The sequence below is a fragment of the Streptococcus infantis genome (assembly GCF_047465035.1).
In the GTDB taxonomy this organism is placed as follows: domain Bacteria; phylum Bacillota; class Bacilli; order Lactobacillales; family Streptococcaceae; genus Streptococcus; species Streptococcus infantis_T.
Window position 1 is genome coordinate 1 of the sequence record NZ_JASHAQ010000010.1, and the last position, 25,029, is coordinate 25,029.

The following is a 25,029-nucleotide window of genomic DNA, read 5'->3' on the forward strand; positions in this document are numbered from 1 at the left end:
ATGAAATCAAGCATTATTAAAACCAGTGGAACTTACCCTGACACGGATTTCCACTGGTTTTTAGGATTTTTATCAGATTAACTTCCACTTCTAATAGCGGTGGAACTTAGTTTGCGAATTTAGCTTTTTCTCAGTATTAATTCTTACTAATCTTTCCAATTCTTTAGAATATTATCAATCACATTCACCGATCGTATTCCTGAAACTAAAAGTACAAACTTCAATGACACATTTCTATAAGAAGAGCTGATAAAAATACACAATGATAATTTATTGACGAAATGGTTTTCTACTTTCTAGAAGCATTTCTAAATACTTCTTCCTTATTGCAGAACGAGTATTAAATTGGTAAGAGAGATGAAATCTTGCAGATAAGGAATTGATGTCTAAAAAGTTAAATCCACTAATATACTGGATTGCATAAAAGAGCAGTAAAATATCGATTTTTTCAGTATTTCCAGTACAGAGGGAAAAATTTCTCTTCCCTGCTACTGAGAAATTACTTGCATAGACAGTAATCGGATATCCGTTTTTGTGACTGGCAAGATATCTCCTTTAGTACCTGAGCCAATAGTTGTCATTTCATAATTATTAAAATTGTATTGAAAGATTCCCTGCCAATATGTTGGTTTCCACAAATGGTTACACCTTTCTTCTTCATCATAAATCGAGTCATGATATGGTCCTTGGGCGACAATTCTTTTCTTTTTTGAAATGGATTCGAGTTTTCTCAATAAAAAATTTCTTTATCACTTGTACGTAGATGATAAGGCTCCTCTTCTTGAACGATTTCAATTCTATCTATCCAGTTTTCGTCATATGTCGATTTTGACTGAAGAATCAGTCCCTTAGAATTCCCTTTTAAGCGTAGCTATATTTCCATTTTTTAGTTATCCTATCAAAACTTATAGTCTCAATATTATATTGCCATTCATTCTATGTCTATTCACATATTAAAGCAATTTCAAAGCCTTTTAGAATCCAGCTGACATCATTGTTTGATCGTCAACCTTCAAGTCAGATTCTCACTAAGTCCTAACTAAATCATTTCAAAAAATGAGAGAATTTCCTAGTTCAACCATTAATCATTATCAAAACTAAACCTTCCAAAAGAAGTTCTGTTCACTCACTAGGACCTTAGAGACTTAAATATCGTGGCATACAATCTCAATTAACATACTTGATAAAGTAATTGTAGCTTGTATCATATTGTTTTTCTCGGCGATAAGTCTAATATCATGCACAGTGTGAGACATGAGATTTTCAAAAGGAATATCTTTCATATTGAAATTTCTTGTACCAGTCTCACTTTCCAAACATGTCCAACCAGCATCTGTCTCATAGTTTACCTTAAAGCAACGGTAGAAAACAATCTCCCAGCAATACTGATCCGATTGTCCATTTTCAACCTCGATATAAAGTCTACATTCATCTCCAAAAAATGAAGCTCTAAAGTCTAATGCATAGGCGTCCCAGTAGTTCGTACCCTCAATCTCTTCCTCTAGTTTTAAAATGTCCACTAGTCTCTCCCCTTCAATTTTTTAATTAAAATCTAAAAAATGTATACATCTATAGAATAAACGAGAAACGCTTGCTAAATCATTACATTTCTAGTTTGTTCATCATGTAATGTTACTGCCCTTTTATAGTCTTTTGAAAAAATTCTAGGCAAATGATTTCTAAAATGCTTTAGATTTTCCAATTGAGTTTTGACATAAAATTGACATCGATGGAGCCCCTCGTCATTATCTGCTACTTCCATATCCACTTCAATATTTAACTCTTCTTTTTCATTAATAGGTGCAAAAGTAAAAACAAAATAACCACTTCCACCAACCCTATCATCTCCAAAAATGATCTTTCTTGCTAGATTAGGATTTTCTATATAGTCATCCATGGTCAGTAATACCTTCGTCATCTCATCCTCAAAGAGATAGCATACTTGATAAATTGTTAGAAACTTTGTTTCACAAGTAAGCCTAACTTCGCAAAAATTTTCCGATTCATCGAACCACTCACTTCGTAGTACTATATTATCCAATTTCTTCCCTCCTCTACATAATTACATATAATAAATCGCTCTATATTATAAAATTTAACAATAAAAATATGACCATAGATAGGTGATTTAGCGTTTAGCATTTAAACAAATAGTTTCCATGATAGTTTTAATAAGTCAGATTTTATTTACGGCTGTAGTCAAAATGATGACATTTCAAAAATCTACAAAATCAGTTTATTTTTTTACACCTTAGAGTTATATGAAATAATAAAAATCGGTGTTTCAATAATTTTAATGGTTAAGTGGACTTTAAAAATTTTAGAAAATCCATCTTCAAATACTTTTTACAACTACATTTTGACCTTCCTCGAGTGCGAATCTAAAACAAGTTAACATAACTTCAAATAAATCACTGCCTGAACTAGTTATGAAATATTGAGATAAATTTGTGATATGGGAAGCAATATGATTACCCCAAGGAGGAGTGACTGACAAATCTTCAAAATCCCATATGATGTCGTGAGGTGGAAATTTTTTCAACTCTTCTTGAATAGATAACAACTCTGCTATTCCACTCTCAATATCTTCCAAAGGAATATCTCCAAAATAAAGTTTATTCATGATAACGGGATACTTACTTCCCCAGTCTTTATTCTCCAACTGAACATATATAGTCGAAAAGAATGAATTAAAAAAGCTCCCTTCTCCTACTGTCCACCAATTATAACCTACCATTAAGCCTACAGACATAAAATCCACCTCCAAATTATTCTTATATATTACGTCTACATCAACAGAAATCCCATTATTGTTAATAAAATCATCTGTCTACTGCATGTTAGCAAATGCTATCCCCTTTTTTCTATCTATTATGCACTATCTCTAGCAAATTGTCTTTCCAATGTTTATGGTCGAGATCAAACTTTTATACATCTATGCTTTAATTGTCAATATCCTATTCAATCTTTAATTTCCTTTGATTTCCTAGGAAAGCATGTTTACAGATAAATAATATTGTTGATTACTTTAGCCGTGTCTGACTAATTTATCTCTTAAACTTCCTCTAATATTTTCAACTGTAACCAATGGCATCGTACTAGTAATTTTAACGATTATATGGAATTTTTACTTAGATTTTAAAACTATCTGATATTCCTTTAAATCCCATAATGAGATATTGGCGAACATCACTAAAAATAATAAAAACGGAGTTATTCCTAATATAATAAAAGAATCAACTTCATCTGTTACCACAATAGTATAAACACACCACAAGAGTAGAAATAAGAGGATGAAATAGCTCATTATTTTACCAACTGCTATTTTCCAGTTAGCAGAGGACATTTTGACAAACACATAGTGTCGACCTTCATAGTCGAGTGAAAGTCTTTTTTTATGAGAATATTGAAACCTAAACCCCAACACGAAGAATAAGCTTATAAATAATAAACCGAATTTCGATACTGCTGCTACATTTGGAAGTTCAGGTAATAAAACCTTAACTAAATGCCTCCTTAATAGTGTCGTACCGAAAATAATACATAAAGTTGCTCCTACAAACTGATATGGTTTTATGTCAGAATAAGTTTAAGAAAGCAATGTCTTGTATTCTTCAGGCTCTATACAATAACATTTATGAGCTCTAAAAAAAGCAAACAATGGAAAGAAAAGCAATAAAATACTAGCATCACAATCCAATAAGTAGTACTTGCTATTCCATTCAAAAACACGATATCTTACATTTTTATACAAGCTGTTTATAATTACCAACTGCACTTTTACCTCCGTCCTAAGCGCTTTTTAGGATCAAATAATGAGGCAGTCCCATTATCTATTTTACTTCCCAGACAATCAAGTCCGTCATCAAGGCAAGCAATATTGTGATTATATTTTACAATAGTTACCACATCATCTATCATAGCCAAAACAAAATCTTATCGACTGATGTTCTTTAGGATTCCTATCTATCATTGCTGAGCATAATCCCTACTTTTTTAGCCCAATAGATTCTTTAAAATATACTAGCCGTCTATTCTTTTTATGAGAAATTCAATAAAATCGCTAGCATAATATTCTCCATCTCTAAAAACTGCTAACTCATTGGTCAAACTTCCCTGTTTTTGAAAATAAAACATGCCATCTTCCCCTTCACAGATGACTAATTGTTCAGAATTACTAAACCCTTCTTTTCGGTTCAGTTCATTTATGTAAACAATATCCCCACCTACAACTCTATCAAAATCTAATCCATAGATACTGAAAATTTCTTCTCCATAAATTTCTCCACCCATGTAGTTTTTAAGCCACCATTTATAGCTTTCAGGAAAAATAAAATGTAATCTTTCCTCAGCTTTTGTAATCCATTCATCAGAAATCCCCTCTCCAAATGGTCCAAAGTCCACACCCTTGGTAGAAGCAATCTTCTTTTTCAGTTCATCAATCATAATCCACCTATATTTATTTAAATTTTTTGAACTATTAGCGTTTGTCCAACTTGTCTAGCTATTATCTTCTTCACAGAAATGTTTATATTTCTATCATATCAAACAATTAGTATTAATCTAGCAGATATACATTGAATGTTTTTCTTTTTCCATCAACTATATATCTTTCAACATCTTCTTCCCACCATGAAACTGTATCAGATAATATTTCTAAAAAAGTATTTTTAGAGTTTGCATTCTTGATAAAAAGATCATTTGAATTGTTAAGAAAAATATTAATCCTCTCTGGATGTATATAATTAGAACGCTGGAGTCTATCAGATAATGCATCCCAATTACCATCTTGGAGATCATTAATATTAAAACTGTTCGCTAATATCTCTATCGCGTCTCCTTCACTTTGTACTTTTTTCCCATCAATATTTAGATTGAAATCATTAGAGCACTTAACCATTAAATAGTTTTTCTCTAACTTTGTTATTCTTCTATAAATATTCACTTAAAGTTCTCCTCATAAACTGTTTAAAAAAATTTTTCAAATTCATACTAGTATCACTTTTTTATCCAGCACTCCGCAACTCTAGTAGTTCTTGTTGGCCTTTCTCCATACCCATTCAAGCATTACTTTATACATTTTTGGGTATAATCTAATGGTTTACATTTGTTAAAAGAATGAGCATCTAGCAATAACTTAGCCATTCTTAAACTCTTACTAATACCTTCATCAACCTTGATATGCTTATTAATATGTATATCGATAAAGTTTTTGGCTGTTAGGATTTGTTGGGGTATTGGATGAATTTTCTAAAGTAGGCAAGTCCTTTACCAGAATCTCTGCTTTTTAACATTTTGGTTAGTCTTGAGCATCGCGTTCATAAGCTAATAAATAGGCATTGTAATTCAAAGTATTTATAACCTTATAACTCGATAAAATAGATTGGGCAAGCCCCATAAATCCACCATTTAAAACTTGATAAACAAAATGATTTTCGGGATGAATAGTAGCTATATCTAACTCATATTCCGATTCAATTGAACGTAAATCCAGTCCTTCATCAATCAATCTAAAAGCAACAAAATCGTCACATTTTATAAGTTTATCACTGATTTTCAAATAGAGCTCACCATTATTGGTTAAACTAGTTTCTACATAATATAAACCTTCCTCGATGTTCCCTACTTCACTTATTTTCAAGGGGACGCCCGATATTTTTTGCAGTTCAGTAGCTGTTTTTTCAAATTTAAATGTCAAGGAAACATTTATGAGTATTTCCATCATACCTTTATTAGAAAGAAAAACATAATGATTAAAATCATCAGCTGACCATATACCACAAGACCGATAGCTAACTTCTTTCGATAATTTACTATCAAAAACTTGGTAGATTCCATAGCCATCAAGTTCATATTCTTTATTATATAGTTCACTATACTTTTTACTAACAAACGATAGATACTTAATATAATTAACTGATAAATTGAATATCTGGATTCCATCATATACCTGAACTATATCTGCCTCTTGAGTTTCATGAGCAATCTGAAAAGAAAAATCCAAGTGCTCTGAAGAAATCGGATCCGAAAATAATTTTATTACTCTACACACTTTCATACCTCAATATCTCTTTTTTATATCTCAATCGTAAATTTTGCTATTTTATCTGATGCTTTAAAACCTAAATCGGTTCTCTGACTATCATAATAGCTTGTGCATCAATTGTCAAGTTCAGCTTTCACGCAAACATATTCTTTCTGAGCTATAAGTAAACTTTATATGACACCATAAGTAAAAAAATCTCCTGAAGAATAAATTCCTCAAGAGATTTTAGATTGATTTAACTCATAATCCTATGTCATCAAAAATCTAAACCGATAATTATCCATTCATCTACATAATCCCAAAAAGGTATCGGATATTCTGGCAACTCATCCTTTGACCAAAATACACCTCCTTCATCTATTGGTTTAGACAAGTCTAATACGAGATACGTTCCCATACCATTGCTAAAAAAATTGTAATAACTGGAAATGTCATTTGTTAACTGATCCTCAAATTCCCAATCATAATCAGCTATTGGTTCAATCATATCTAGATCGTCTAAGCCCATGCTTTTACTGGTAAAATCATTAAAACCTGCATGAATGTGTGTATAGAAATCACGGATACTTCCGTCAAGTTCTAGTTTGGACTGATTAAAGTGATCTGTAAACTCTTGGTCCGAAATCGGCATTTTGCCCTCATAAAAAACCAAGCTATTGCTTTGATACGTTCTAATCGAATAAAGCAATGAGTAATTGTTTCCAATTTTGATAAGATCTATATTTTCTGAAAATTCCTCTAGATATGAGATTGTATTGCTGAGTTCCTCAGCTAGATATTTTTTCCATTCTCCTAGGATGATTTGTTTTCTTTTAGAAAAATCTGATGTTTGAAAGGCATCCCGCCAATATTGTGGAATAGGATGATTGGACAGATTTTCAAAATTAGATAAAATCTCGACCATCTCTCCAAATGGCACATATTTCTTTAAAAAATTTAATTTTTCATTCATAAACTACCTCCAATTTATTTATCATAGATAAAGTTATCTATCATGCTCTGAAGTTTCCTTTCTAAGATTACTTCTTTTCTTATCAAATCCCTCCAAAGTAACAAATTTTTTCTTTGAGAATATATGATCAGATTCTATTTTCTTGGTAATGACATTTCCTGGTATTGCAAAATCATGCATCGGCAGACTAATCCCTTCATTGACTCTCATTCAAAGATCTGATATGGAGGAGCATTATCTCTAAATTCTATATTCTGCAGCAGATAATTTATTTTTCCAATATCGTACTTTAGATATTAAAGTACCCGATTTAACCGCAAACATTTGGAAATTTTCTACTGTCATTGGTAGACGTTCAACCGTGGGCTTCGTCATCACCACATCAGCCTAAGGAGCTTCAACTATTTAACTATTACTACTCCACTAGTGACCATTACCCGACAGTCTCACTCTCATAATCACATATATATGTCAAAGCGTTCTATGGAGTTCTATTATCAAAATATTTGGCACTTCCATTCCCAAATATTTCAATTCTTCTAGTATCGTATCTATGATTATCAATTTCAGAATAAATCCAAACAGGATAATCATCATGTTGCCAATAAGTTCGATAGTATTCCATTATTGGCCCCCCGTCTGATTTTTATCATTAAAAAGTTGTAATGTTTTTTCAAAATCATTTTTTGAAATTTCTATTACGGTAATTTCCTCACTGTCGTTGATAGATTCTAAATCTTCATCGGTAGGAAATTCACCCAACTCAAAGAGAATATTAGCATCATAATAACTAATTTTTCCATCTAAAAAAATTTCTAGTTTTCTAATCTCATACCCCTGATTATCAACTTCCGAAAATATCCATGTTGCATATTCGAGAGATGACTGCTCCCAATAAGTTCTATAATATTTCATTAGCTTCCTCCTAATTTTCACCATGATTTACAATACGATTTGTTATATCAAGAGAAGATTCATTAGGCGAATGGATTCCCTGTCGTGTCTGTAGTTTTTAATGATTATCGCAAAGTTCAAGCTACTCAGTTTCTTCTAATAAGGAAGGATTAATAATTAATTCTCTTTCAATTGCCATTCCGATTCCACTGATGGTTGTTATTCCATGTATCCCTAATAATTTAGGCTCTTTATCCAATAATTCTCCAGTCTCTTTACAGAAAAAGTTCCCTTTACAATGAATACTATAGAATCCAAAATCCAGCTTTTTCTCTTCCTCTGTTAAGGGAATATTAGCGATAGTATGGAAATATCCTTTTTTCCAATATGCATCACCTACAATAGCAGGTGGAATTAACAAGTTAGAATAATCTGGCTTGTATTTATCAATATTTTTTTCATGAGTATTTCCTTTAAAGATAAATACAACATGTTTCCCTTCCACAAAAGTATCCCGAACTTTTCTAACTATATTAGAAACCAGCACTTTACCATAAAAGTAGATTCCCTCCCTAGGAGACACAAGAAATACATCTCCCACTTTTGGAATTGACCTACTTTTTTTAATCACTTTTAGTTGATGAGTAGCTGCCTTTGTGTCATAAAAGTTATCTAACTCCTTCTGAATTTCTAAATTTAAACTTTCATAACGTTCTTTTCTTCTTAAAGCTATTAGATTTGTATTCATTATTAATTTCCTCCATTAAGATATTTTTCACCATTCCATGCATTAGAGGCTGTCTTTTTAACATAGTTCCAACCTTTTTTGATACTGTTCCAGAAGTACCCACTCGGGTCGGTGTAGTTGACGGGGTTATTCTGCACATAACTGTAACGGTTCTGGCTGAGAAGGGATCTGTTTCCTCATCTGAGTAACTATCCTCAGTTAAGAAAGTACCTCCCTGACTATCATAATATCTTGCTCGTAAATAGTCAAGTCCAGTATCATCACAATCCTCGCCGTTATAGGCAAACGGCTGAGCTGTTGGGTCTGTGCTTGTCTTTCTTGCCCCAGAGAGATTATAGATAATTGATGCGACGGCTTTTCCATCCTTGGTCAAACCTGTCACAGAGCCCGACTGTTTTCCAAGTAGTTGTAGCTGTCACCTGTTTGGTTGTTGAGGTAGCTAGCTCGACCTTTGCCATAACTATAGATCTCTCGTGCCTTGCCATCATGGTCATAGGTTTCAAGGAATTCTGTATGTTCACGATTGATATCATTGACATAGTTGCGTTCCTCGTAGTAGTTGTAGGTATCCTCTCGTATGGTATAAGGGATGAGGACATTCTGAACCTGACTGGCATAGGTTACTTCTCCCTGTCCAGGTAGGTTCCCAAGTTCTGGTGGATTGACGACGATTCCTTCCTTAGTTTCTCGACCCTTAGCCACTTTCTGGTGGTAGGCTCTCAACACATTGTCAAAGATGCTGTGCCAGATGCTTCCTACTGTCTGTGGTAGGGTGGATAGGGATTGGAGGACATTCTGGCTAAAGCCATACCAGAAGAGGGAGTTTTCTTCCCCACTTGGAGCTGTATATGGCGACTTGCGACCTGACTTATCTCTACCTGCATGCGTTACCTGATCCCCAGATTGAGTATCCTCGGCTTTGCGTTGGAAGAGTTGATAGGTGTACTTGCCTTCCTTGCGGCTAGCAGTGAAAACACGATTCTCATCTCCGTCGTAAAGTACAGCCATGAGAAGACCCTTCTTGTTCTTGATCGCAAGCAGGCAGTTCTCGGTGTCGTAGATGTAGTCTAGCTTTTCTGAGTTCTTCTCAAAAGCGATGTTTATAGCAACATAGTCAGCTAGCAGTAAACTTTATAGTGAACCATAAGTAAAATCTCCTGAAGAAAATCTTCAAGAGATTTATTGATTTTAATTAACAGATTGTCTACTAATCCACATAAATGCACATGCCTTCTAATAATCCCTTAGCTTCCTTAAAGCCCTCTAATCCATATTTAGATAAGATTTCTACATCATCAGCCAGTCTGATATCTTGTTGCGGATTAGACACTTTTTCTTTGAATAACTTTACAACTAAATTCAACTCCGCGGTATTCATACCATAGTAATTTTTCCAATGCTCTAAACCAATTTTAAAAGAAGAGAGTTGAGGAATCAAAATATCCCCACCGTTAGAGAATATATCCTTCCAACTATCATTAGATTCTAACTCATTCCCGTTATTCCAGAAACAAGCTGTAATAACTGGGAGAATCTCTCCATTCCTTTCATCCAATAGATATTGCAAGGTCTCTTCCTCAGCCAATCGAAAATTTTGAACTGGACAATTTTCAAAATAGTATGTATAAGGAAGGAAATGGCTTAAACGTTCACTATTATCAGACCGAATAGCACATACACAAACATCATTTTGAAACGTAACAGTTCCTCGACTGCCAAAACCATCCTGAACAGAATAACTAGCCCCGTCCCAAGAGTGCTCAAAAGATAGTTCTGGAAATTTAGCAGACATAACTGCGCAAGAAATACTTGCTAAATAACATCCTTCATATAAAGTCTTTACATTTACATCATAAGACATCTCAATCACCTCCTGAATCATCATCAGATTTCATTCTATTCTCAAATCTAGGAAAAAACTGTGCATTAGCATAGCTATTAGAACCACCTTTGGTTTTAGGAATAATATGATCTATTTGCCACTCGTTATGTTTACCAGCTTTTTGAGGTTTATATAAAATTTCTACAGGTAAGTCTGAACGAACTCCCCCACCATTTCTTACCCCATTCTCTTTTATAATGAATTCCTTTTGAGTCGCATCACTTATTGTTTCACCTACTGTATCACTCCATTGTAGAATGAAATGTTAACTACTTTTAGTATTCTCTGAAAAGGTAACAACATTCTAAGATACTCTGCACCGTCTTTTGTACTACTTATTCAGTCAGTAATCCTTTTTTAAAATATATAATGTTTCTCAAATCATTTGTCCACTCCACTATTTCATCATTACTCCATGTAATCAACAATATGATGTGAGATATTTGAAAATTAGTTGATACATTATTCTTCACGTCAAGTTCCTAATTCGGTTTTATAAAAAACAACTATTGGTTCTTCAGTATAATTAAAATTCCATCTGTATTTACGTAATGTGTAAAAAACAGCTCACAAAAAGTAGAAGCTAAAGAGTTTAACGAGACAGTGTCATTCCCACATAATTTCGTTATTATATTTACTTATAAAAGAATAGATTATTTGTGGATTCATAAATAAATAAACAATCTGGTCATATAGATCTTTATTCATGACAAAATCCCCGTCTAAAAAGTGTAACTAAATGGTTCCAGCATCCGTATTCATCTCTAAATCTTCAAATTTCTTCATCTTACTTTTACGGAAGTAAGAATCTAAAAATTTTTCCCAATTATAACCATTCATGTAAATTCCAAAATGTACTTCAATATAATTTGAAATTTCTCTAACCAATTTGTCTCCAATATCTATCGTAATTATACCTTCATCATTTTTTATGAAACTATCAATTTTTTGTAGACAGATTATCATTCTTTAATAAAAAATTAGCAATGATAGATGGATTCATAATTAATGAACGGTTAATTTCAGCAGCTACTCCTGTAATTGTACAAAGTCCGTACATTCCTAAAATTTGAGGTTCATGTTCTAAACGCTCTCCACTTGAGGTACAAAATGAATCTCCTAAAGGATGAATCTTATAGAATCCTATCTCCAGTTTTTTCTCTTCTTCATTGAGAGGAGAATGTTTAATTACGTAAAAGTAACCTTTTTCCCAATATTGATTACTAACAATAAAAGGATCCGTCAACAATTCATGATAGTTAGGGTTAAATATTTCGATATCCATAGTATTGAAACATGTTGAAAATATTACGACAACATGGCTTCCACTCATCAGGCTATTGCTTGATTCAATGTTTGATTCCATGACTTTCCCCAAAAAATAATATCCTTTTTTGGGTGATAAAACAAATATATCCCCTTCTTTAGGCAACTCATTACTAGGTTTTATTACTTGGAGTTGATAATCGCTCGAATCAAGCTCTTCAAACTTTTTTAATTTTCTTTGTATTTCGTTTGGAAGACTATTAATTTTTTTATCTCTTCTTTCATCAAGTTATTAAAAATCATAATCTCCACCTTTCTATTATTTTAAGCCTACATAATAGCCTCATCATGAAATGTATTTTTTGGACTCATGCTGTTGATCTTATTCAATTTATTTGAGTTACCAATTGGATTTCCTATTAACACTCCATTAAAATCAAAGTACATTTTTTGTTGACAGGCTACTTAATAAATATCCTAATACAGTTATTAACTTAGAAATTACCAACTAATCAATGAATCTTACAGTATTTTAGGAAAGTAAAGAAAGAATTTCTAACAAAGAACTAGAATATATTTGTTGTCAAAGTAAACATTTCTGCTCTTTTTAATTTTAAATGAGTTTTAGTTATGTACTCGGAAATTAGTTTAAGCAGAAAAGTTACCATCTTTAGATACCTTTACTTCAATGCTAAAGAACATAATCATTGGAAACTAAGAGCTATAAGAAGGACCATTGAAACTCTATTTTAAAATTGTGTTGTTCCTTTTATGTCAAAAAAACACTGGCTAGCGGCTTGGTAGATTTGCAATTGGGATTGGAAAAAATTATACTTGTTTATCTTTAAGATTAACTATCATCACAACTCTAATTTTTATATTCCAATCATCATTCCTGCTAATTTATCTAATATTTTAATATTTAAATCCGTTCCCTGACTATCATAATAGCTTGTGCTTCAATTGTCAAGTTCAGCTTTCTTTCAAACTTGTCCTTTAGTAGGAATATTTCTCAAATAGATTAGACAAAATCTATATAGTATCTATTTTCGCTTCATAGCACTCATCATCCTATGAAATCGTAAGTAGATGAAGTCAGCTTCAATACCCTAGTAAGATAATTTTTGACCACTACTTGAATCTATGAAATACTTCTTCTCACCTTCGTAAATAAGTATGAGTTCTGTTCCAATAGGCATGTTAAAAATTGATAATACTGCTGGTTCTATTTCAACAATTGTACTCCAGTCACATATCGACATATTTTCAGCATGTGATAGATATTCTTCTGTATCTATTTCGGATAAAAAACGCCATCCGTTATCTAACTCATTAACACTGTTCTCACGTAATATCCATTTTATATTGGCCTTATTTTTTAAAATATTATTAGATACTATTGAAGCACCTAATCCCATTCCTTTATTACTCACATTTATAACCTCTATTTATGTTAGCTAGTTCTTAACTTGAATCAGACAAGACAAACTACTCAAACCCATTACCTTTTATCTAGTGGATTGAAATAAGATGTCAACAAAGAGATTAGGAAAGTCAAATTGATTTCTAAAAATGTTTAGAATCCGTAACGTACTATTCTAAATTCAATCTACTATACAAAACTGTACACTGTGAATTCTAAAAAATGCTAAAAATTGACTTAACTGCTCTGGTAAATTTGTTCAGATTCTATTTCATTTCACTATATATCCCAACCAATAAAAAAACCGAAGCCTAAGCTTCGGTTGTTTTTCATGGAAACTCTATTATTTAAGAGTAACTGAAGCTCCAGCTTCTTCCAATTTAGCTTTGATTTCTTCAGCTTCTGCAGCTGCAACGCCTTCTTTGATGACACCTGGTGCACCATCAACAAGTTCTTTAGCTTCTTTAAGACCAAGACCTGTGATTTCACGTACAACTTTGATAACGCCGACTTTCTTGTCGCCTGCAGCTGTCAATTCAACGTCAAATGAATCTTTAGCAGCTTCTTCAGCACCACCAGCAGCAGCTACAGCTACAGGAGCAGCTGCAGTTACACCAAATTCTTCTTCGATAGCTTTTACAAGGTCGTTCAATTCAAGGATTGAAGCTTCTTTAATTTCAGCAATAATGTTTTCAATGTTCAATGCCATTGTTATTTCCTCCAAATAAGTTTATATTTTATGTTTATATTTTTGTAGCTAGGCTACGCTGCGTAGCTTAAGATTAAGCTGCGTCTTCTTTGCTTTCTGCAACCGCTTTGACTGCAAGAGCAACGTTGCGCACTGGCGCTTGAAGTACAGAAAGGAGCATAGAAAGAAGTCCTTCGCGGTTTGGAAGAGTTGCAAGAGCAACGATTTCTTCTTTTGATGCGACAGCGCCTTCGATTGCACCACCCTTGATTTCAAGTGCGTCAGCAGTTTTAGCAAAGTCGTTCAAGATTTTCGCTGGTGCGATAACATCTTCGTTAGAAAATGCTACAGCAGATGGTCCAACAAAAACAGATGCCAATTCTCCAAGTCCAGCTTGTTCAGCTGCACGACGTAAGATTGAGTTTTTGATAACTTTGTACTCAACTTCGCTTCCACGAAGCTCACGACGAAGAACTGTATCTTGTTCAACTGTCAAACCACGAGCGTCTACAACGACGATTGATGCAGCAGCTTTCATTTTCTCAGCTACTACGTCAACTAGTTCCGCTTTTTTAGCAATAATTGCTTCACTCATTAGTGTGTTCACCTCCGTAATTATTTTGCTTGGGGAATTTTTCCAAAAGAAAAACGCGCCCAAACCTAGACACGAAAGTACAATACGCTTCTTTTTAAATGATACGTTTTGTCCTCGGTAGGATATTTATGAGTCGAGCTCCCCTACTGTCTTAGGCAGTTTTTTCAAACCGTTTATAAGTATACCACACTATTTTGATTAGTGCAAGAGCTTTTGCTTATTTTTTTTAAATTTTATTGATTCTTTTTAGCATTCTTTTTCCTCATTTAAAAAAATCTTCTCTAAAATCAATTTTGCTTCTTGACTTGCTTGATTTTTTATTGTACTATACAACTGTATATACAGATAAAAAGGAGTTATTATGAATACACAAAAGAAAACACAATTCATGACCTTGACCGCATTGCTGACAGCTATCGCTATTTTGATTCCTTTGGTGATGCCCTTTAAAATTGTCATTCCTCCCGCTTCCTACACTCTAGGAAGTCACGTTGCTATTTTTATCGCTATGTTTCTTTCTCCCTGGATGGCTATCTTTGTCATTATAGCTTCTAGTTTAGGATTTCTCATGGCGGGATATCCAATTGTTATCGTACTTCGTGCATTTTCCCATATCTTTTTTGGAAGTCTGGGTGCTTTCTATCTTCAAAAACATCCTCAAACCTTGGACAATAAGAAATCTTCATTGATTTTTAACTTTATCCTAGGTTTGGTTCATGCCATCGCCGAAGTTTTTGCATGTATTATCTTTTATGCAGGAACTGGAACAAATGTAGAAAATATGTTCTATGTCTTATTTGTCTTGGTCGGTATTGGTACAATTATTCATAGTATGGTAGACTATTATTTAGCCTTAGCTGTTTATAAAGCATTAAAAAAACGCCGTTAAGCGTTAAGAAAGAAGAATATGACAAAAAATCGAAAAGAAGCACTTTTACAACTGTTAAAGGAGTCTCAAAAACCTCTAAATGGTCAAACTTTAGCAGACCGTTTTCATGTAACCCGTCAGATTATCGTTCAGGACATTGCTGTTCTACGTGCTGATGGTGCTCCGATCTTATCAACCAATCGTGGCTATATTTATAAAGAGAATAAAACCAATCCTTATGTTCACAAACTGTTTAAAGTTAAGCACGAGATGGAAGAAATTGGTCAAGAACTTCTAGCTATCGTCGATAATGGGGGACGTGTTCAGAATACCTTAATTGATCATCCTGTCTACGGAGAAATTGAAACCTTACTCAAACTCTCTTGTCGCCGGGACGTTCAGCATTTTTTAGAGCAAGTCGAACGGTCTGACTTTAGACCACTTTCTGAATTAACAGATGGCGTCCATTATCACCTAGTCGAAGCTGAAAACGAACAAGACCTCCTCTATATCGAAAAGGCCTTGGACAAGTTAGGTTATTTGGTAAAGGATTAGAAGATTTTCTTTTCCCAATCGTCTTCTGTACGGCGAGGGTAGAAAAATTCAGACTTATCCGGATCTTCCATCATCTCCATTAAAGGTAACATATCATAGGCCAGATCCAAGTTTGGAATCTGGTCTTTTTGCACCCAAGAAACTTCTCCTTCATCTGAAGAGCGAAGGGTACCAAAGAACTCAGTCGCCTTATAACAAACGACAATATAGCGACCACCTGTATCTAGTGGCCAATTTTTAATGCCGACAAGTTGAGGATTTTGAATCGTCAGACCTGTTTCCTCGTATATCTCACGAATAACAGATTCTGCAAAGGCCTCACCATCTTCCACATGACCTCCTGGAAAAGCATAGCCAGACCAGCGGTTGGTTTCAGGCGATCGATACTGCATAACCACGCGCTGATTTTCAAGGTCTTCAATCAGGCAAATATTAGTTAAAATGGTTAATTGTGCTCTAGACATAGAACTCACTTTCTAATGTTTAATTTTTTTCTACATACTTAACTTTAGATTTCATAATCAAAGGATTAACTAAGTCATGATATTCATGAATTTCATGGAGTAAGAATCCTCTGATGATTCTTATTTCATTTTTTTCCCTAATCACATAGTAGTCTAAATTGATAGGCATAGATGAATCTGGAACCGTGGAGAAAAATAAAAATATCATAAACCAGATTATGAGAGCAACGAATCCACTGAGAGCTTGAAAAATCAGATGATGCCATTGAAAGATTCTAGATTTATAAAAGATAGTCCACGGATGGATAAATAGGGTTAAACAAAGACCAAAGAACCAGAAATTCCACAAGACCGGTGTAAAGGCTAAACCAAAGAGGCCAATGACAAAATGGACTAGGACAAAGATTAGTAACATAAGGTAGATTATTCTAAAAACGTTTAGATATTTCATCATAATTTAAGCTCTTTTTCAGTATTATTTAGGAGTCGAAGGGGAGATTTAACTTTTTTTGAGATTAAAACTCTGTATTTATCGTATATTTAATTTCTGTCTTCATAATTAATGGAACTACCAAATCATGGTATTCATAATAGCGATGAGTAAAGAATCCTTTATCAATGAGAATTTCATTATTTTCAACTTTATAATCTAAATTTATCGGAATAATAGGATGATCATCCACGGAGCATAAAAAGAAAGTAATTATAAAAATTTGAAAAGCAACATATATGCTCAATAACTGAAAGATTATATGGTACCATTTAAACCCTCGCTTTTTATAGTACAGAACCCAGGGGTGAATCAATAAAATAAGACATAAACAAAGGAACCAAAAATTCCATGGACCAGGAGTAAAAGATAAACCAAACAATCCAAGACAACAATGAACAAGAACAAAGGTCAGAAGGATAAGATAGACAATTCTAAACACATTCAGGTATTTGAACATTATTTACTCCTTTTCTTTTCTACATATTTGATCATGAGAATGGCTAAGGTTGCTAGACAGAAAAAGACTAGATAGGTTGTGATAGGAAACCAGATGTAGCGGTGATCTAGGGATAAGAGAGAAGGCAGAAAGCCCTTACTATTTTTCCCACCAACTCCTAAAAATAGATGAACTATCAATCCAATACTATTAAGATAGATAAATAATTCTGCATATCTTTTTATTGTCATTCTTGTCCTTGACAAGTCTAAGAACCAATAGTCAAATAATCTATAGACCAGACAGAAAAGATTTATATATATTGGAAAACTAAAGTTGATATCTCTGTATGGTGAAGGAATAGGAAGGCTTTTGAAAATTAGAGCCACACCTAAGCCTATTCCTAAAAAAAGACCAAGGACCAGGAAGAAGCCTAAAAATTTATGAGAATCTAGCCAAAGATGAAAACTTTCTTTCATTGAGAGATTCTTTTTTGTATTTGAATTTCTTTTATTCTTTTTCATTTTTTACTCAAGAGTGGAATTACTCATTCTTCAACAAAATTTTAAAAAATGTAAATCTCTAAGCTCCCCGATAAGGGATTTTTGAACTTTCTATCTCTATATCAGGATTGGCAAGTTTGAGATAAGGAGCAATATAGTCTGCATCCGTAACCTTTGGACCTAGAATTACTTTTGAGTACTTCAAAGGAGCCAGATTGATGTATACAAATAAATTATATCTGCCATTATCTTTCGAGCTTAATACGATATACTTCCTAAAATCTTTATAGTTAACCTTATCAAAAACTTCTAACCCAATTTCTTCTTTCTTAAAGTACTTCTCATTTGATGAATCATTAGCACCTCTTTTAATAATATTTTGTATAGCTGTATCATCTAAATTGATTAGAATACGATACTCCATCTCATATTCATAATCTTTTACTTTAAAAAGGTAAGAAATCTTCTTCAATTTCTCAGCAAAACTGTTTAATTCTTTGTCAGCTTTAAGATCCTGTAATTTTTCAAATATCTGTTTTAAATTATCAAGAGATTTACCAACATCTGTTTCATCTTTATTCTCTGACATTAAATCCAAATAATGAACTTTAACAAACTCTATCGATTTATGAGCAACTATATCTTCAAGATAAGACAGATCATATTCAAGGAAGGCACCTTGAGATGAATCTGCATATTCCTTCCACATAGGTAAACTATCAGATACCGTGGTTAGAGAAGATATAAAAACATTGGAAGTTTGATATTGTTTGAAAAATGTATTATCTATACCCAAATAATCATATATTACTCTTCCTTCCATCGGGTCATTTAACTGTTTTAGATTAGTAAGTCGTAAATAGGGAGATTTCACTTTAGAATCATTGTCATCATTCTCATTCTTCCAGTCGGCTTTTATGAGGAAGTTTGTCAAAGTGTTAATCTTAGTATAATGTCCAAAGGAACCTATTTCTTTCAACTCATTTGCATCAACAGTCAATTTAGAACGTATATAGTATATAATCTTATCCGCTTGTTCTAAAAGTTGTTCAGCATCTAATGACGAGATAGATTCTGGATCACTTTTTTCATTTAAATAATCATTATCATACTTCTCAATTAACTTAATTGCTTGGTTGCGGATAATATCGGAATCATTTTCTTCTGCTATCTTTCGAATAACTTCTATTGAATCTTTAATTATATCATCGAAATGCCTGGATACAAAATATAGGTAGTCATCAACATCTCCAGATTGAGGATTCTCCATGAAATAGTTATTTATTAACTTTAAATGCTCAAATTGAAAAAGTGAAACAAGCTTATCTGATTGAAAATACCAATATAGAGTATCCTCAAAATAATTATTTTCGAATAAAAAGTTGATAAATGATTCATATTTCCTCTGAAAATAGATTCTTCTTTCTTCTGGTAAACTATTTTGTCTAAATAGTTGAACAAAAACTGAAAGCAATTCCGAAATATGGTATTCTACGACCTCTAGATTTTCTTTTAATATTAAATCAAGGATTTTAATGAAATAACTATCATTTTCAAACAATATAGAATATTCTTCATATCTTTCAGTTTTAAATAAATATAAATAAAGAGCATCTAAATAATAAAATATTTCACCCCAACTATATATTTGTGTTTTTGTTGATAGTATTTTATTTATGGTTTCTAAAATCTTCTTCTGGATAGTTTTATCAATGTTCTCTAAAAGATTTCTACAGACATAAAGAACAGTTTCAGTATATTTCAATTGTTCTTCTTCAGATAAATCTAAATATTGATTTATAAAATTTTCAAGTTCGGATTTCAGTTTTTCTTTATTCAGGGAATAAAAATGATCTTCTAATTCAAATTCACTAAATTCATCTGTAAAATAATTTAACTTTGCCATTTCATCTCCTCCTAACACCCTAATCCAACGCCTTGACTTCCAGCATCATATCACGAATCTGAGCAGCCAACTCGAAGTCAAGCACTTCGACGGCTTCTTGCATTTGTTTTTCCAGTTTTTTGACGAGTTCTTTGCGTTCTTGTTTATTGAGGCTATTGATATCGACTTCCTTGTCCTCTTCTTTAGCCACAGTTTTGGTAACAGAAATAAGATCACGGATTTCCTTCTTAATAGTTTGTGGGACAATGCCGTGTTCTTCATTATAGGCCATCTGAATTTTACGACGACGAGCTGTTTCATCGATGGCTTTTTGCATAGACTGGGTCATAGTGTCCGCATACATGATGACATGCCCTTCACTATTACGGGCTGCACGACCGATGGTTTGGATAAGACCACGTTCATTTCGGAGGAAGCCTTCCTTATCGGCATCGAGAATAGCAACCAAGCTTACCTCAGGAACGTCAATCCCTTCACGAAGGAGGTTAATCCCGACTAAGACATCAAAAACTCCTAATCGTAAATCTCGAATAATCTCTGTCCGCTCTAAAGTCTTGATATCCGAGTGCATGTACTTGACTTTGATGCCCATTTCCTTGAAGTAATCCGTCAAGTCTTCTGCCATTTTCTTGGTCAAAGTAGTAATAAAGGTACGTTCATTCTTTTCAACACGGGCATTGATTTCACCCAAAAGATCATCAATCTGTCCCATTGTTGGGCGAACTTCCACTTCTGGGTCCAAAAGACCTGTTGGACGGATGATTTGTTCAATCACGGTGTCCGTTTGTTCCATCTCGTAATCACCAGGTGTCGCTGAAACGTAGACAATCTGGTGGACATGACTTTCAAACTCTTCACGACGGAGGGGACGGTTGTCCAAGGCAGACGGCAAACGGAAACCGTAGTTAACCAACATTTCCTTACGCGAACGGTCTCCATTGTACATTCCTTTGATTTGCCCCATGGTCATGTGGCTCTCATCAATCATAATCAGAAAATCATCAGGGAAGAAGTCAAGAAGGGTGTACGGAGGCTCCCCTTCGCTTCGCCCATCCATGTGACGTGAGTAGTTTTCAACACCATTGGTATAGCCCATCTCACGTAGCATCTCGATATCGTACTCTGTCCGTTGTTTCAAGCGTTGTGCTTCGAGGAGTTTGCCTTCTTTTTCAAAGATAGCTAACTGCTCCTCCAATTCAGCCTGAATCTTAGCAATCGCTACTTCCATGTGGTCGTCATTGGTCACAAAGTGAGTCGCTGGGAAAATCGCCAAATGATCCACTTCTCCCAGAACTTGCCCCGTAAGAGCTTCGACTTCACGAATACGATCAATCTCATCTCCGAAGAATTCAACACGAAAGGCATGCTCGTCACGAGATGCTGGGAAAATTTCCACCACATCTCCACGTACACGAAATCTTCCCCGCTGGAAATCAATGTCATTACGCTCAAATTGAATATCGACCAATTCATTAAGCAGTTTATCACGAGAAATTTCAAGACCCGGTCGCAGACTTACTACACTATCAGCATATTCTTTAGGAGAACCCAAACCATAAATACAAGATACAGATGCTACAACTATAACATCATTGCGCTCTAAGAGTGCTGATGTAGCGGAGTGACGAAGTTTATCAATCTCATCGTTGACTGAACTATCTTTTTCGATATAAGTATCACTAGAGGGAACATAAGCTTCAGGTTGATAGTAATCATAGTAGGATACGAAGTACTCGACCGCATTCTCTGGGAAAAATTCCTTGAACTCCCCATAAAGCTGGCCTGCTAGGGTCTTATTGTGGGCGATGACTAGAGTTGGTTTATTAACTTTGGAAATCACCTGACTCATGGTATAGGTTTTCCCTGTACCAGTCGCCCCCATCAAGATTTGAGCTTTTTCACCACCCTCGATGTTATCTACCAACTGCTCAATAGCCTGCGGTTGGTCGCCAGATGGTTGGTATTTGGATACAAGTTTAAATTTGTTGTCTGTAATTCTATTGATCATAATTGCCTCATACACATTTTCTATCCTTCTATTTTACCATAAAAAGGATCGACTTACTGATTCTCAACTTCTTGCCACTTAGTATCTTATGTCACATTTTCTTACATAAAAACACTAAATATTTGCCAACTTTTTTATTTTCTGCTATAATGGGTAAATATTCTAAAAAGGAGACTAAACATGAAGAAAAAAATCCTTGCATTTTTATTATTTTTATTTCCCTTATTCTCTTTAGGCTATGTTAATGCGGACACTATCAAGATTGTTAGTGATACAGCTTATGCACCCTTTGAGTTTAAAGATACAGACCAGACTTATAAAGGAATTGATGTCGACATTATCAATAAAGTCGCTGAGATAAAAGGATGGAATATCCAAATGTCTTATCCAGGCTTTGATGCTGCTGTCAATGCGGTCCAAGCAGGGCAAGCAGATGCGATCATGGCTGGTATGACAAAAACCAAAGAACGTGAAAACGTCTTTACCATGTCTGATACATACTATGATACAAAAGTTGTCATCGCAACGACTAAGTCTAACAAAATCACTAAGTATGAAGAACTCAGTGGTAAAACTGTTGGTGTTAAAAACGGTACTGCCGCACAACGTTTCCTAGAAAGCATCAAAGATAAATATGGATTCACTATCAAAACCTTTGATACTGGTGATTTGATGAATAACAGTCTCAGTACAGGTGCTGTAAATGCCATCATGGATGACAAACCAGTCATCGAGTACGCTATTAACCAAGGGCAAGATCTCAGTATCAACATGGACGGAGAAGCCGTTGGAAGCTTTGCTTTTGGAGTTAAAAAGGGTAGCAAGTACGAATACCTGGTTACAGAATTTAACGAAGCTTTAGCTCAGATGAAAAAAGATGGTAGCTTGGACAAAATTATCAATAAATGGACAAATTCTTCTAAAACTAGTTCACAAGTAACTTCTCTTACTTCTACTACAAGCGCAGGGCAAAAAGCTACTCCAGTCAAATCAAAATACGTTATCGCAAGTGATTCTTCATTTGCACCATTCGTTTTCCAAAACTCAAGCAACCAGTACACTGGTATTGATATGGACTTGATCAAGGCTATTGCCGAAGACCAAGGTTTTGAAATTGAAATTACTAACCCAGGTTTTGACGCTGCTATTAACGCGGTCCAATCTGGTCAAGCCGATGGTATGATTGCTGGTATGTCTGTTACAGACGCTCGTAAAGAAACCTTTGATTTCTCTGATTCTTACTATACAGCTAATACTATTCTTGGAGTTAAGGAATCAAGTACCATTTCTTCTTATGAAGATTTGAATGGTAAAACCGTTGGTGTAAAAAACGGTACTGCTTCTCAAACCTTCCTAACTGAAAATCAAAGTAAATATGGTTATAAAATTAAAACCTTTGCAGACGGTTCATCTATGTATGACAGCTTGAACACAGGTTCAATTGACGCTGTGATGGATGACGAACCAGTTCTTAAATACTCTATTAGCCAAGGGCAAAAATTAAAAACACCAATCGAAGGTACTCCAATCGGTGAAACTGCCTTTGCCGTTAAAAAGGGAAGCAATCCTGAATTGATTGAAATGTTCAACAACGGTCTTGCAAATCTTAAAGCAAGTGGAGAGTTCCAAAAGATTCTTGATAAATACCTTGCAACTGATTCAACAAGTGAATCATCAACTGTTGACGAAACTACTATCTTGGGCTTGTTGAAAAACAACTACAAACAACTCCTAAGTGGACTTGGAATTACCCTTTCTCTTGCTTTGATTTCCTTCGCAATTGCGATTGTTATCGGGATTATCTTTGGTATGTTTAGCGTTAGTCCTTATAAATCACTTCGTATTATTTCAGAAATCTTTGTCGATGTGATTCGTGGTATTCCACTGATGATTCTTGCTGCCTTTATCTTCTGGGGAGTTCCTAACTTTATCGAATCCCTTACAGGCCAACAGAGTCCAATCAATGACTTTGTCGCTGGTACAATCGCCCTCTCCCTAAACTCAGCCGCTTATATCGCTGAAATTGTACGTGGTGGTATTAAGGCTGTTCCTATCGGACAAATGGAAGCTAGTCGAAGCCTTGGTATCTCTTACAGTAAAACCATGCGTAAGATTGTCTTGCCACAAGCAACCAAACTTATGCTTCCAAACTTCGTCAACCAATTTGTTATCGCTTTGAAAGATACAACTATCGTATCTGCAATCGGTTTGGTAGAGCTCTTCCAGACTGGTAAGATTATCATTGCTCGTAACTACCAAAGTTTCAAAATGTATGCAATTCTCGCAGTCTTCTATCTTGTGATTATCACTCTTCTTACTAGACTTGCAAAACGCTTAGAAAAGAGGATTCAATAATGGCTAAATTAAAAATCGATGTTGATAATTTACATAAACAATATGGTAAAAACAAAGTCCTTAAAGGAATCTCAGCAAAATTCTACGAAGGAGATGTTGTTTGTATCATTGGACCTTCTGGTTCAGGTAAATCAACTTTCTTGCGTAGCTTGAATCTCCTCGAGGAAGGTACAAAAGGTCATATCACGGTTAATGGTTATGATTTGACGGATAAAGCAACCAACGTGGACCACGTTCGTGAAAATGTCGGAATGGTTTTCCAGCACTTCAATCTTTTCCCACACATGACGGTATTAGAAAATATCACTTTCGCTCCAGTGGAGCATAAGTTGATGACTAAAGCCGAAGCTGAAAAATTGGGAATGGAACTCCTTGAAAAAGTTGGATTGGCTGATAAGGCTAATGCAAATCCTGAAAGTCTATCAGGTGGACAAAAACAACGTGTGGCTATCGCTCGCGGTCTAGCCATGAACCCTGATATCATGCTCTTTGACGAACCCACTTCTGCCCTTGACCCTGAGATGGTCGGCGACGTTCTTAACGTTATGAAGGAATTGGCTGAACAAGGCATGACTATGATCATCGTAACCCACGAAATGGGATTCGCCCGCAAGGTTGCCAATCGTGTGATCTTTACTGCCGACGGTGAATTCCTAGAAGATGGTACACCTGACCAAATCTTTGATAACCCACAACATCCGCGTCTTAAAGAATTTTTAGACAAGGTTCTAAACGCCTAGAAGAGATAGGGCTAAAAGTCTTTATAATCAAAAAAACGCATTGTATCAGGTGTTAAAAGCTTGATATTATGCGTTTTATTGTGGAAAGATTTACTTCGGTTTCTCCTAATACTCAATGAAAATCAAAGAGCAAACTAGGAAGCTAGCCGAAAGCTGTACTTGAGTACGGTAAGGCGACGCTGACGTGGTTTGAATTTGATTTTCGAA

The 25,029-nt window shown here is 34.5% G+C and carries 31 protein-coding genes, 1 pseudogene and 1 other annotated feature; of the genes and pseudogenes, 5 read left to right on the forward strand and 27 right to left on the reverse strand.

What is annotated here, in order from left to right; all coding sequences use genetic code 11:
* Positions 1 to 488 precede the first annotated feature (488 nt).
* From QM406_RS05745 to QM406_RS05835, 19 genes are all read right to left on the reverse strand, one after another.
* Positions 489 to 638: a hypothetical protein gene (locus QM406_RS05745; protein WP_414273677.1), complete on the reverse strand. Its 150-nt coding sequence runs from the start codon at positions 636 to 638 to the stop codon at positions 489 to 491.
* Between the two features lie 507 nt (positions 639 to 1,145).
* A complete protein-coding gene (locus QM406_RS05750; RefSeq protein ID WP_414273678.1) occupies positions 1,146 to 1,520 on the reverse strand; it encodes a hypothetical protein in 375 nt (124 codons plus the stop codon).
* Between the two features lie 74 nt (positions 1,521 to 1,594).
* Positions 1,595 to 2,041: a hypothetical protein gene (locus tag QM406_RS05755; protein ID WP_083312412.1), complete on the reverse strand. Its 447-nt coding sequence runs from the start codon at positions 2,039 to 2,041 to the stop codon at positions 1,595 to 1,597.
* 294 nt (positions 2,042 to 2,335) lie between these two features.
* Positions 2,336 to 2,752, reverse strand: coding sequence for an immunity 70 family protein (locus QM406_RS05760; RefSeq protein WP_414273679.1), 417 nt, complete (start codon positions 2,750 to 2,752; stop codon positions 2,336 to 2,338).
* A gap of 837 nt (positions 2,753 to 3,589) precedes the next feature.
* Entirely contained in the window at positions 3,590 to 3,778 is a 189-nt protein-coding gene (locus tag QM406_RS05765; protein ID WP_414273680.1) for a DUF443 family protein, read from the reverse strand.
* A gap of 245 nt (positions 3,779 to 4,023) precedes the next feature.
* On the reverse strand, positions 4,024 to 4,446 hold the full coding sequence (locus tag QM406_RS05770; RefSeq protein ID WP_414273681.1) for an SMI1/KNR4 family protein: 423 nt from the start codon (positions 4,444 to 4,446) through the stop codon (positions 4,024 to 4,026).
* 112 nt (positions 4,447 to 4,558) lie between these two features.
* Positions 4,559 to 4,945: a barstar family protein gene (locus QM406_RS05775; protein ID WP_414273682.1), complete on the reverse strand. Its 387-nt coding sequence runs from the start codon at positions 4,943 to 4,945 to the stop codon at positions 4,559 to 4,561.
* Between the two features lie 354 nt (positions 4,946 to 5,299).
* Positions 5,300 to 6,058 carry a hypothetical protein gene (locus tag QM406_RS05780; protein ID WP_414273683.1) on the reverse strand — a complete coding sequence of 253 codons (759 nt, stop codon included), beginning with the start codon at positions 6,056 to 6,058 and terminating at the stop codon, positions 5,300 to 5,302.
* A gap of 244 nt (positions 6,059 to 6,302) precedes the next feature.
* Positions 6,303 to 6,998, reverse strand: a complete 696-nt coding sequence (locus QM406_RS05785; protein WP_414273684.1) for a hypothetical protein — start codon at positions 6,996 to 6,998, stop codon at positions 6,303 to 6,305.
* A 33-nt stretch (positions 6,999 to 7,031) separates the two neighbouring features.
* Entirely contained in the window at positions 7,032 to 7,208 is a 177-nt protein-coding gene (locus QM406_RS05790; RefSeq protein WP_414273685.1) for a hypothetical protein, read from the reverse strand.
* A gap of 271 nt (positions 7,209 to 7,479) precedes the next feature.
* Positions 7,480 to 7,623 (reverse strand): DUF6881 domain-containing protein, encoded by a 144-nt coding sequence (locus QM406_RS05795; protein WP_414273686.1) that lies wholly within the window; start codon positions 7,621 to 7,623, stop codon positions 7,480 to 7,482.
* A complete protein-coding gene (locus tag QM406_RS05800; RefSeq protein WP_414273687.1) occupies positions 7,623 to 7,913 on the reverse strand; it encodes a DUF6881 domain-containing protein in 291 nt (96 codons plus the stop codon). Before QM406_RS05800 ends, QM406_RS05795 begins: the two co-directional genes overlap by 1 nt.
* Before the next feature lie 121 nt (positions 7,914 to 8,034).
* On the reverse strand, positions 8,035 to 8,640 hold the full coding sequence (locus QM406_RS05805; protein ID WP_414273688.1) for an immunity 26/phosphotriesterase HocA family protein: 606 nt from the start codon (positions 8,638 to 8,640) through the stop codon (positions 8,035 to 8,037).
* Complete coding sequence (locus QM406_RS05810) at positions 8,597 to 9,022, reverse strand: RHS repeat-associated core domain-containing protein (RefSeq protein WP_414273689.1); 426 nt, start codon at positions 9,020 to 9,022, stop codon at positions 8,597 to 8,599. Before QM406_RS05810 ends, QM406_RS05805 begins: the two co-directional genes overlap by 44 nt.
* Positions 9,019 to 9,648, reverse strand: a complete 630-nt coding sequence (locus QM406_RS05815; RefSeq protein ID WP_414273690.1) for a hypothetical protein — start codon at positions 9,646 to 9,648, stop codon at positions 9,019 to 9,021. Before QM406_RS05815 ends, QM406_RS05810 begins: the two co-directional genes overlap by 4 nt.
* Before the next feature lie 199 nt (positions 9,649 to 9,847).
* Positions 9,848 to 10,501 carry a hypothetical protein gene (locus tag QM406_RS05820; protein ID WP_414273691.1) on the reverse strand — a complete coding sequence of 218 codons (654 nt, stop codon included), beginning with the start codon at positions 10,499 to 10,501 and terminating at the stop codon, positions 9,848 to 9,850.
* Between the two features lies 1 nt (position 10,502).
* Positions 10,503 to 10,781: an HNH endonuclease signature motif containing protein gene (locus QM406_RS05825; RefSeq protein WP_414273722.1), complete on the reverse strand. Its 279-nt coding sequence runs from the start codon at positions 10,779 to 10,781 to the stop codon at positions 10,503 to 10,505.
* Between the two features lie 476 nt (positions 10,782 to 11,257).
* On the reverse strand, positions 11,258 to 11,410 hold the full coding sequence (locus QM406_RS05830) for a hypothetical protein (protein WP_414273692.1): 153 nt from the start codon (positions 11,408 to 11,410) through the stop codon (positions 11,258 to 11,260).
* Between the two features lie 52 nt (positions 11,411 to 11,462).
* Entirely contained in the window at positions 11,463 to 11,954 is a 492-nt protein-coding gene (locus QM406_RS05835) for an Imm26 family immunity protein (RefSeq protein WP_414273693.1), read from the reverse strand.
* Between the two features lie 524 nt (positions 11,955 to 12,478).
* Between QM406_RS05835 and QM406_RS05840 the strand changes: the two are divergent.
* Positions 12,479 to 12,636, forward strand: a pseudogene (locus QM406_RS05840) (IS982 family transposase); the annotation flags it as partial.
* 261 nt (positions 12,637 to 12,897) lie between these two features.
* Here the strand turns inward: QM406_RS05840 and QM406_RS05845 are convergent.
* From QM406_RS05845 to rplJ, 3 genes are all read right to left on the reverse strand, one after another.
* Positions 12,898 to 13,221, reverse strand: coding sequence for a DUF2185 domain-containing protein (locus QM406_RS05845; protein ID WP_315639264.1), 324 nt, complete (start codon positions 13,219 to 13,221; stop codon positions 12,898 to 12,900).
* A 333-nt stretch (positions 13,222 to 13,554) separates the two neighbouring features.
* Positions 13,555 to 13,920, reverse strand: coding sequence for a 50S ribosomal protein L7/L12 (gene rplL / locus QM406_RS05850; RefSeq protein WP_001196968.1), 366 nt, complete (start codon positions 13,918 to 13,920; stop codon positions 13,555 to 13,557).
* Between the two features lie 73 nt (positions 13,921 to 13,993).
* Positions 13,994 to 14,494, reverse strand: coding sequence for a 50S ribosomal protein L10 (gene rplJ, locus QM406_RS05855; RefSeq protein ID WP_049503273.1), 501 nt, complete (start codon positions 14,492 to 14,494; stop codon positions 13,994 to 13,996).
* A 38-nt stretch (positions 14,495 to 14,532) separates the two neighbouring features.
* Positions 14,533 to 14,668, reverse strand: a sequence feature (ribosomal protein L10 leader region).
* A 187-nt stretch (positions 14,669 to 14,855) separates the two neighbouring features.
* Here rplJ and QM406_RS05860 point away from each other — a divergent pair.
* Positions 14,856 to 15,383: an ECF transporter S component gene (locus tag QM406_RS05860; protein ID WP_414273694.1), complete on the forward strand. Its 528-nt coding sequence runs from the start codon at positions 14,856 to 14,858 to the stop codon at positions 15,381 to 15,383.
* An 18-nt stretch (positions 15,384 to 15,401) separates the two neighbouring features.
* Positions 15,402 to 15,917, forward strand: coding sequence for a transcription repressor NadR (locus QM406_RS05865; RefSeq protein WP_075228334.1), 516 nt, complete (start codon positions 15,402 to 15,404; stop codon positions 15,915 to 15,917).
* Here the strand turns inward: QM406_RS05865 and QM406_RS05870 are convergent.
* From QM406_RS05870 to uvrB, 5 genes are all read right to left on the reverse strand, one after another.
* A complete protein-coding gene (locus tag QM406_RS05870) occupies positions 15,914 to 16,381 on the reverse strand; it encodes an 8-oxo-dGTP diphosphatase (RefSeq protein WP_311523747.1) in 468 nt (155 codons plus the stop codon). The two genes, QM406_RS05865 and QM406_RS05870, sit on opposite strands and share 4 nt — an antisense overlap.
* A gap of 19 nt (positions 16,382 to 16,400) precedes the next feature.
* On the reverse strand, positions 16,401 to 16,835 hold the full coding sequence (locus QM406_RS05875; protein WP_414273695.1) for a hypothetical protein: 435 nt from the start codon (positions 16,833 to 16,835) through the stop codon (positions 16,401 to 16,403).
* Positions 16,836 to 17,330: 495 nt separating this feature from the next.
* Positions 17,331 to 17,834, reverse strand: a complete 504-nt coding sequence (locus tag QM406_RS05880; RefSeq protein ID WP_414273696.1) for a hypothetical protein — start codon at positions 17,832 to 17,834, stop codon at positions 17,331 to 17,333.
* A gap of 58 nt (positions 17,835 to 17,892) precedes the next feature.
* Entirely contained in the window at positions 17,893 to 19,719 is a 1,827-nt protein-coding gene (locus QM406_RS05885) for a DUF2971 domain-containing protein (protein WP_414273697.1), read from the reverse strand.
* Positions 19,720 to 19,738: 19 nt separating this feature from the next.
* Complete coding sequence (uvrB, locus tag QM406_RS05890) at positions 19,739 to 21,727, reverse strand: excinuclease ABC subunit UvrB (RefSeq protein ID WP_049525975.1); 1,989 nt, start codon at positions 21,725 to 21,727, stop codon at positions 19,739 to 19,741.
* Positions 21,728 to 21,907: 180 nt separating this feature from the next.
* Between uvrB and QM406_RS05895 the strand changes: the two genes are divergently transcribed.
* Positions 21,908 to 24,082: an ABC transporter substrate-binding protein/permease gene (locus QM406_RS05895; RefSeq protein ID WP_414273698.1), complete on the forward strand. Its 2,175-nt coding sequence runs from the start codon at positions 21,908 to 21,910 to the stop codon at positions 24,080 to 24,082.
* Entirely contained in the window at positions 24,082 to 24,822 is a 741-nt protein-coding gene (locus QM406_RS05900; protein WP_049503260.1) for an amino acid ABC transporter ATP-binding protein, read from the forward strand. The genes QM406_RS05895 and QM406_RS05900 overlap by 1 nt, the downstream gene beginning before the upstream one ends.
* Positions 24,823 to 25,029: the final 207 nt, after the last annotated feature.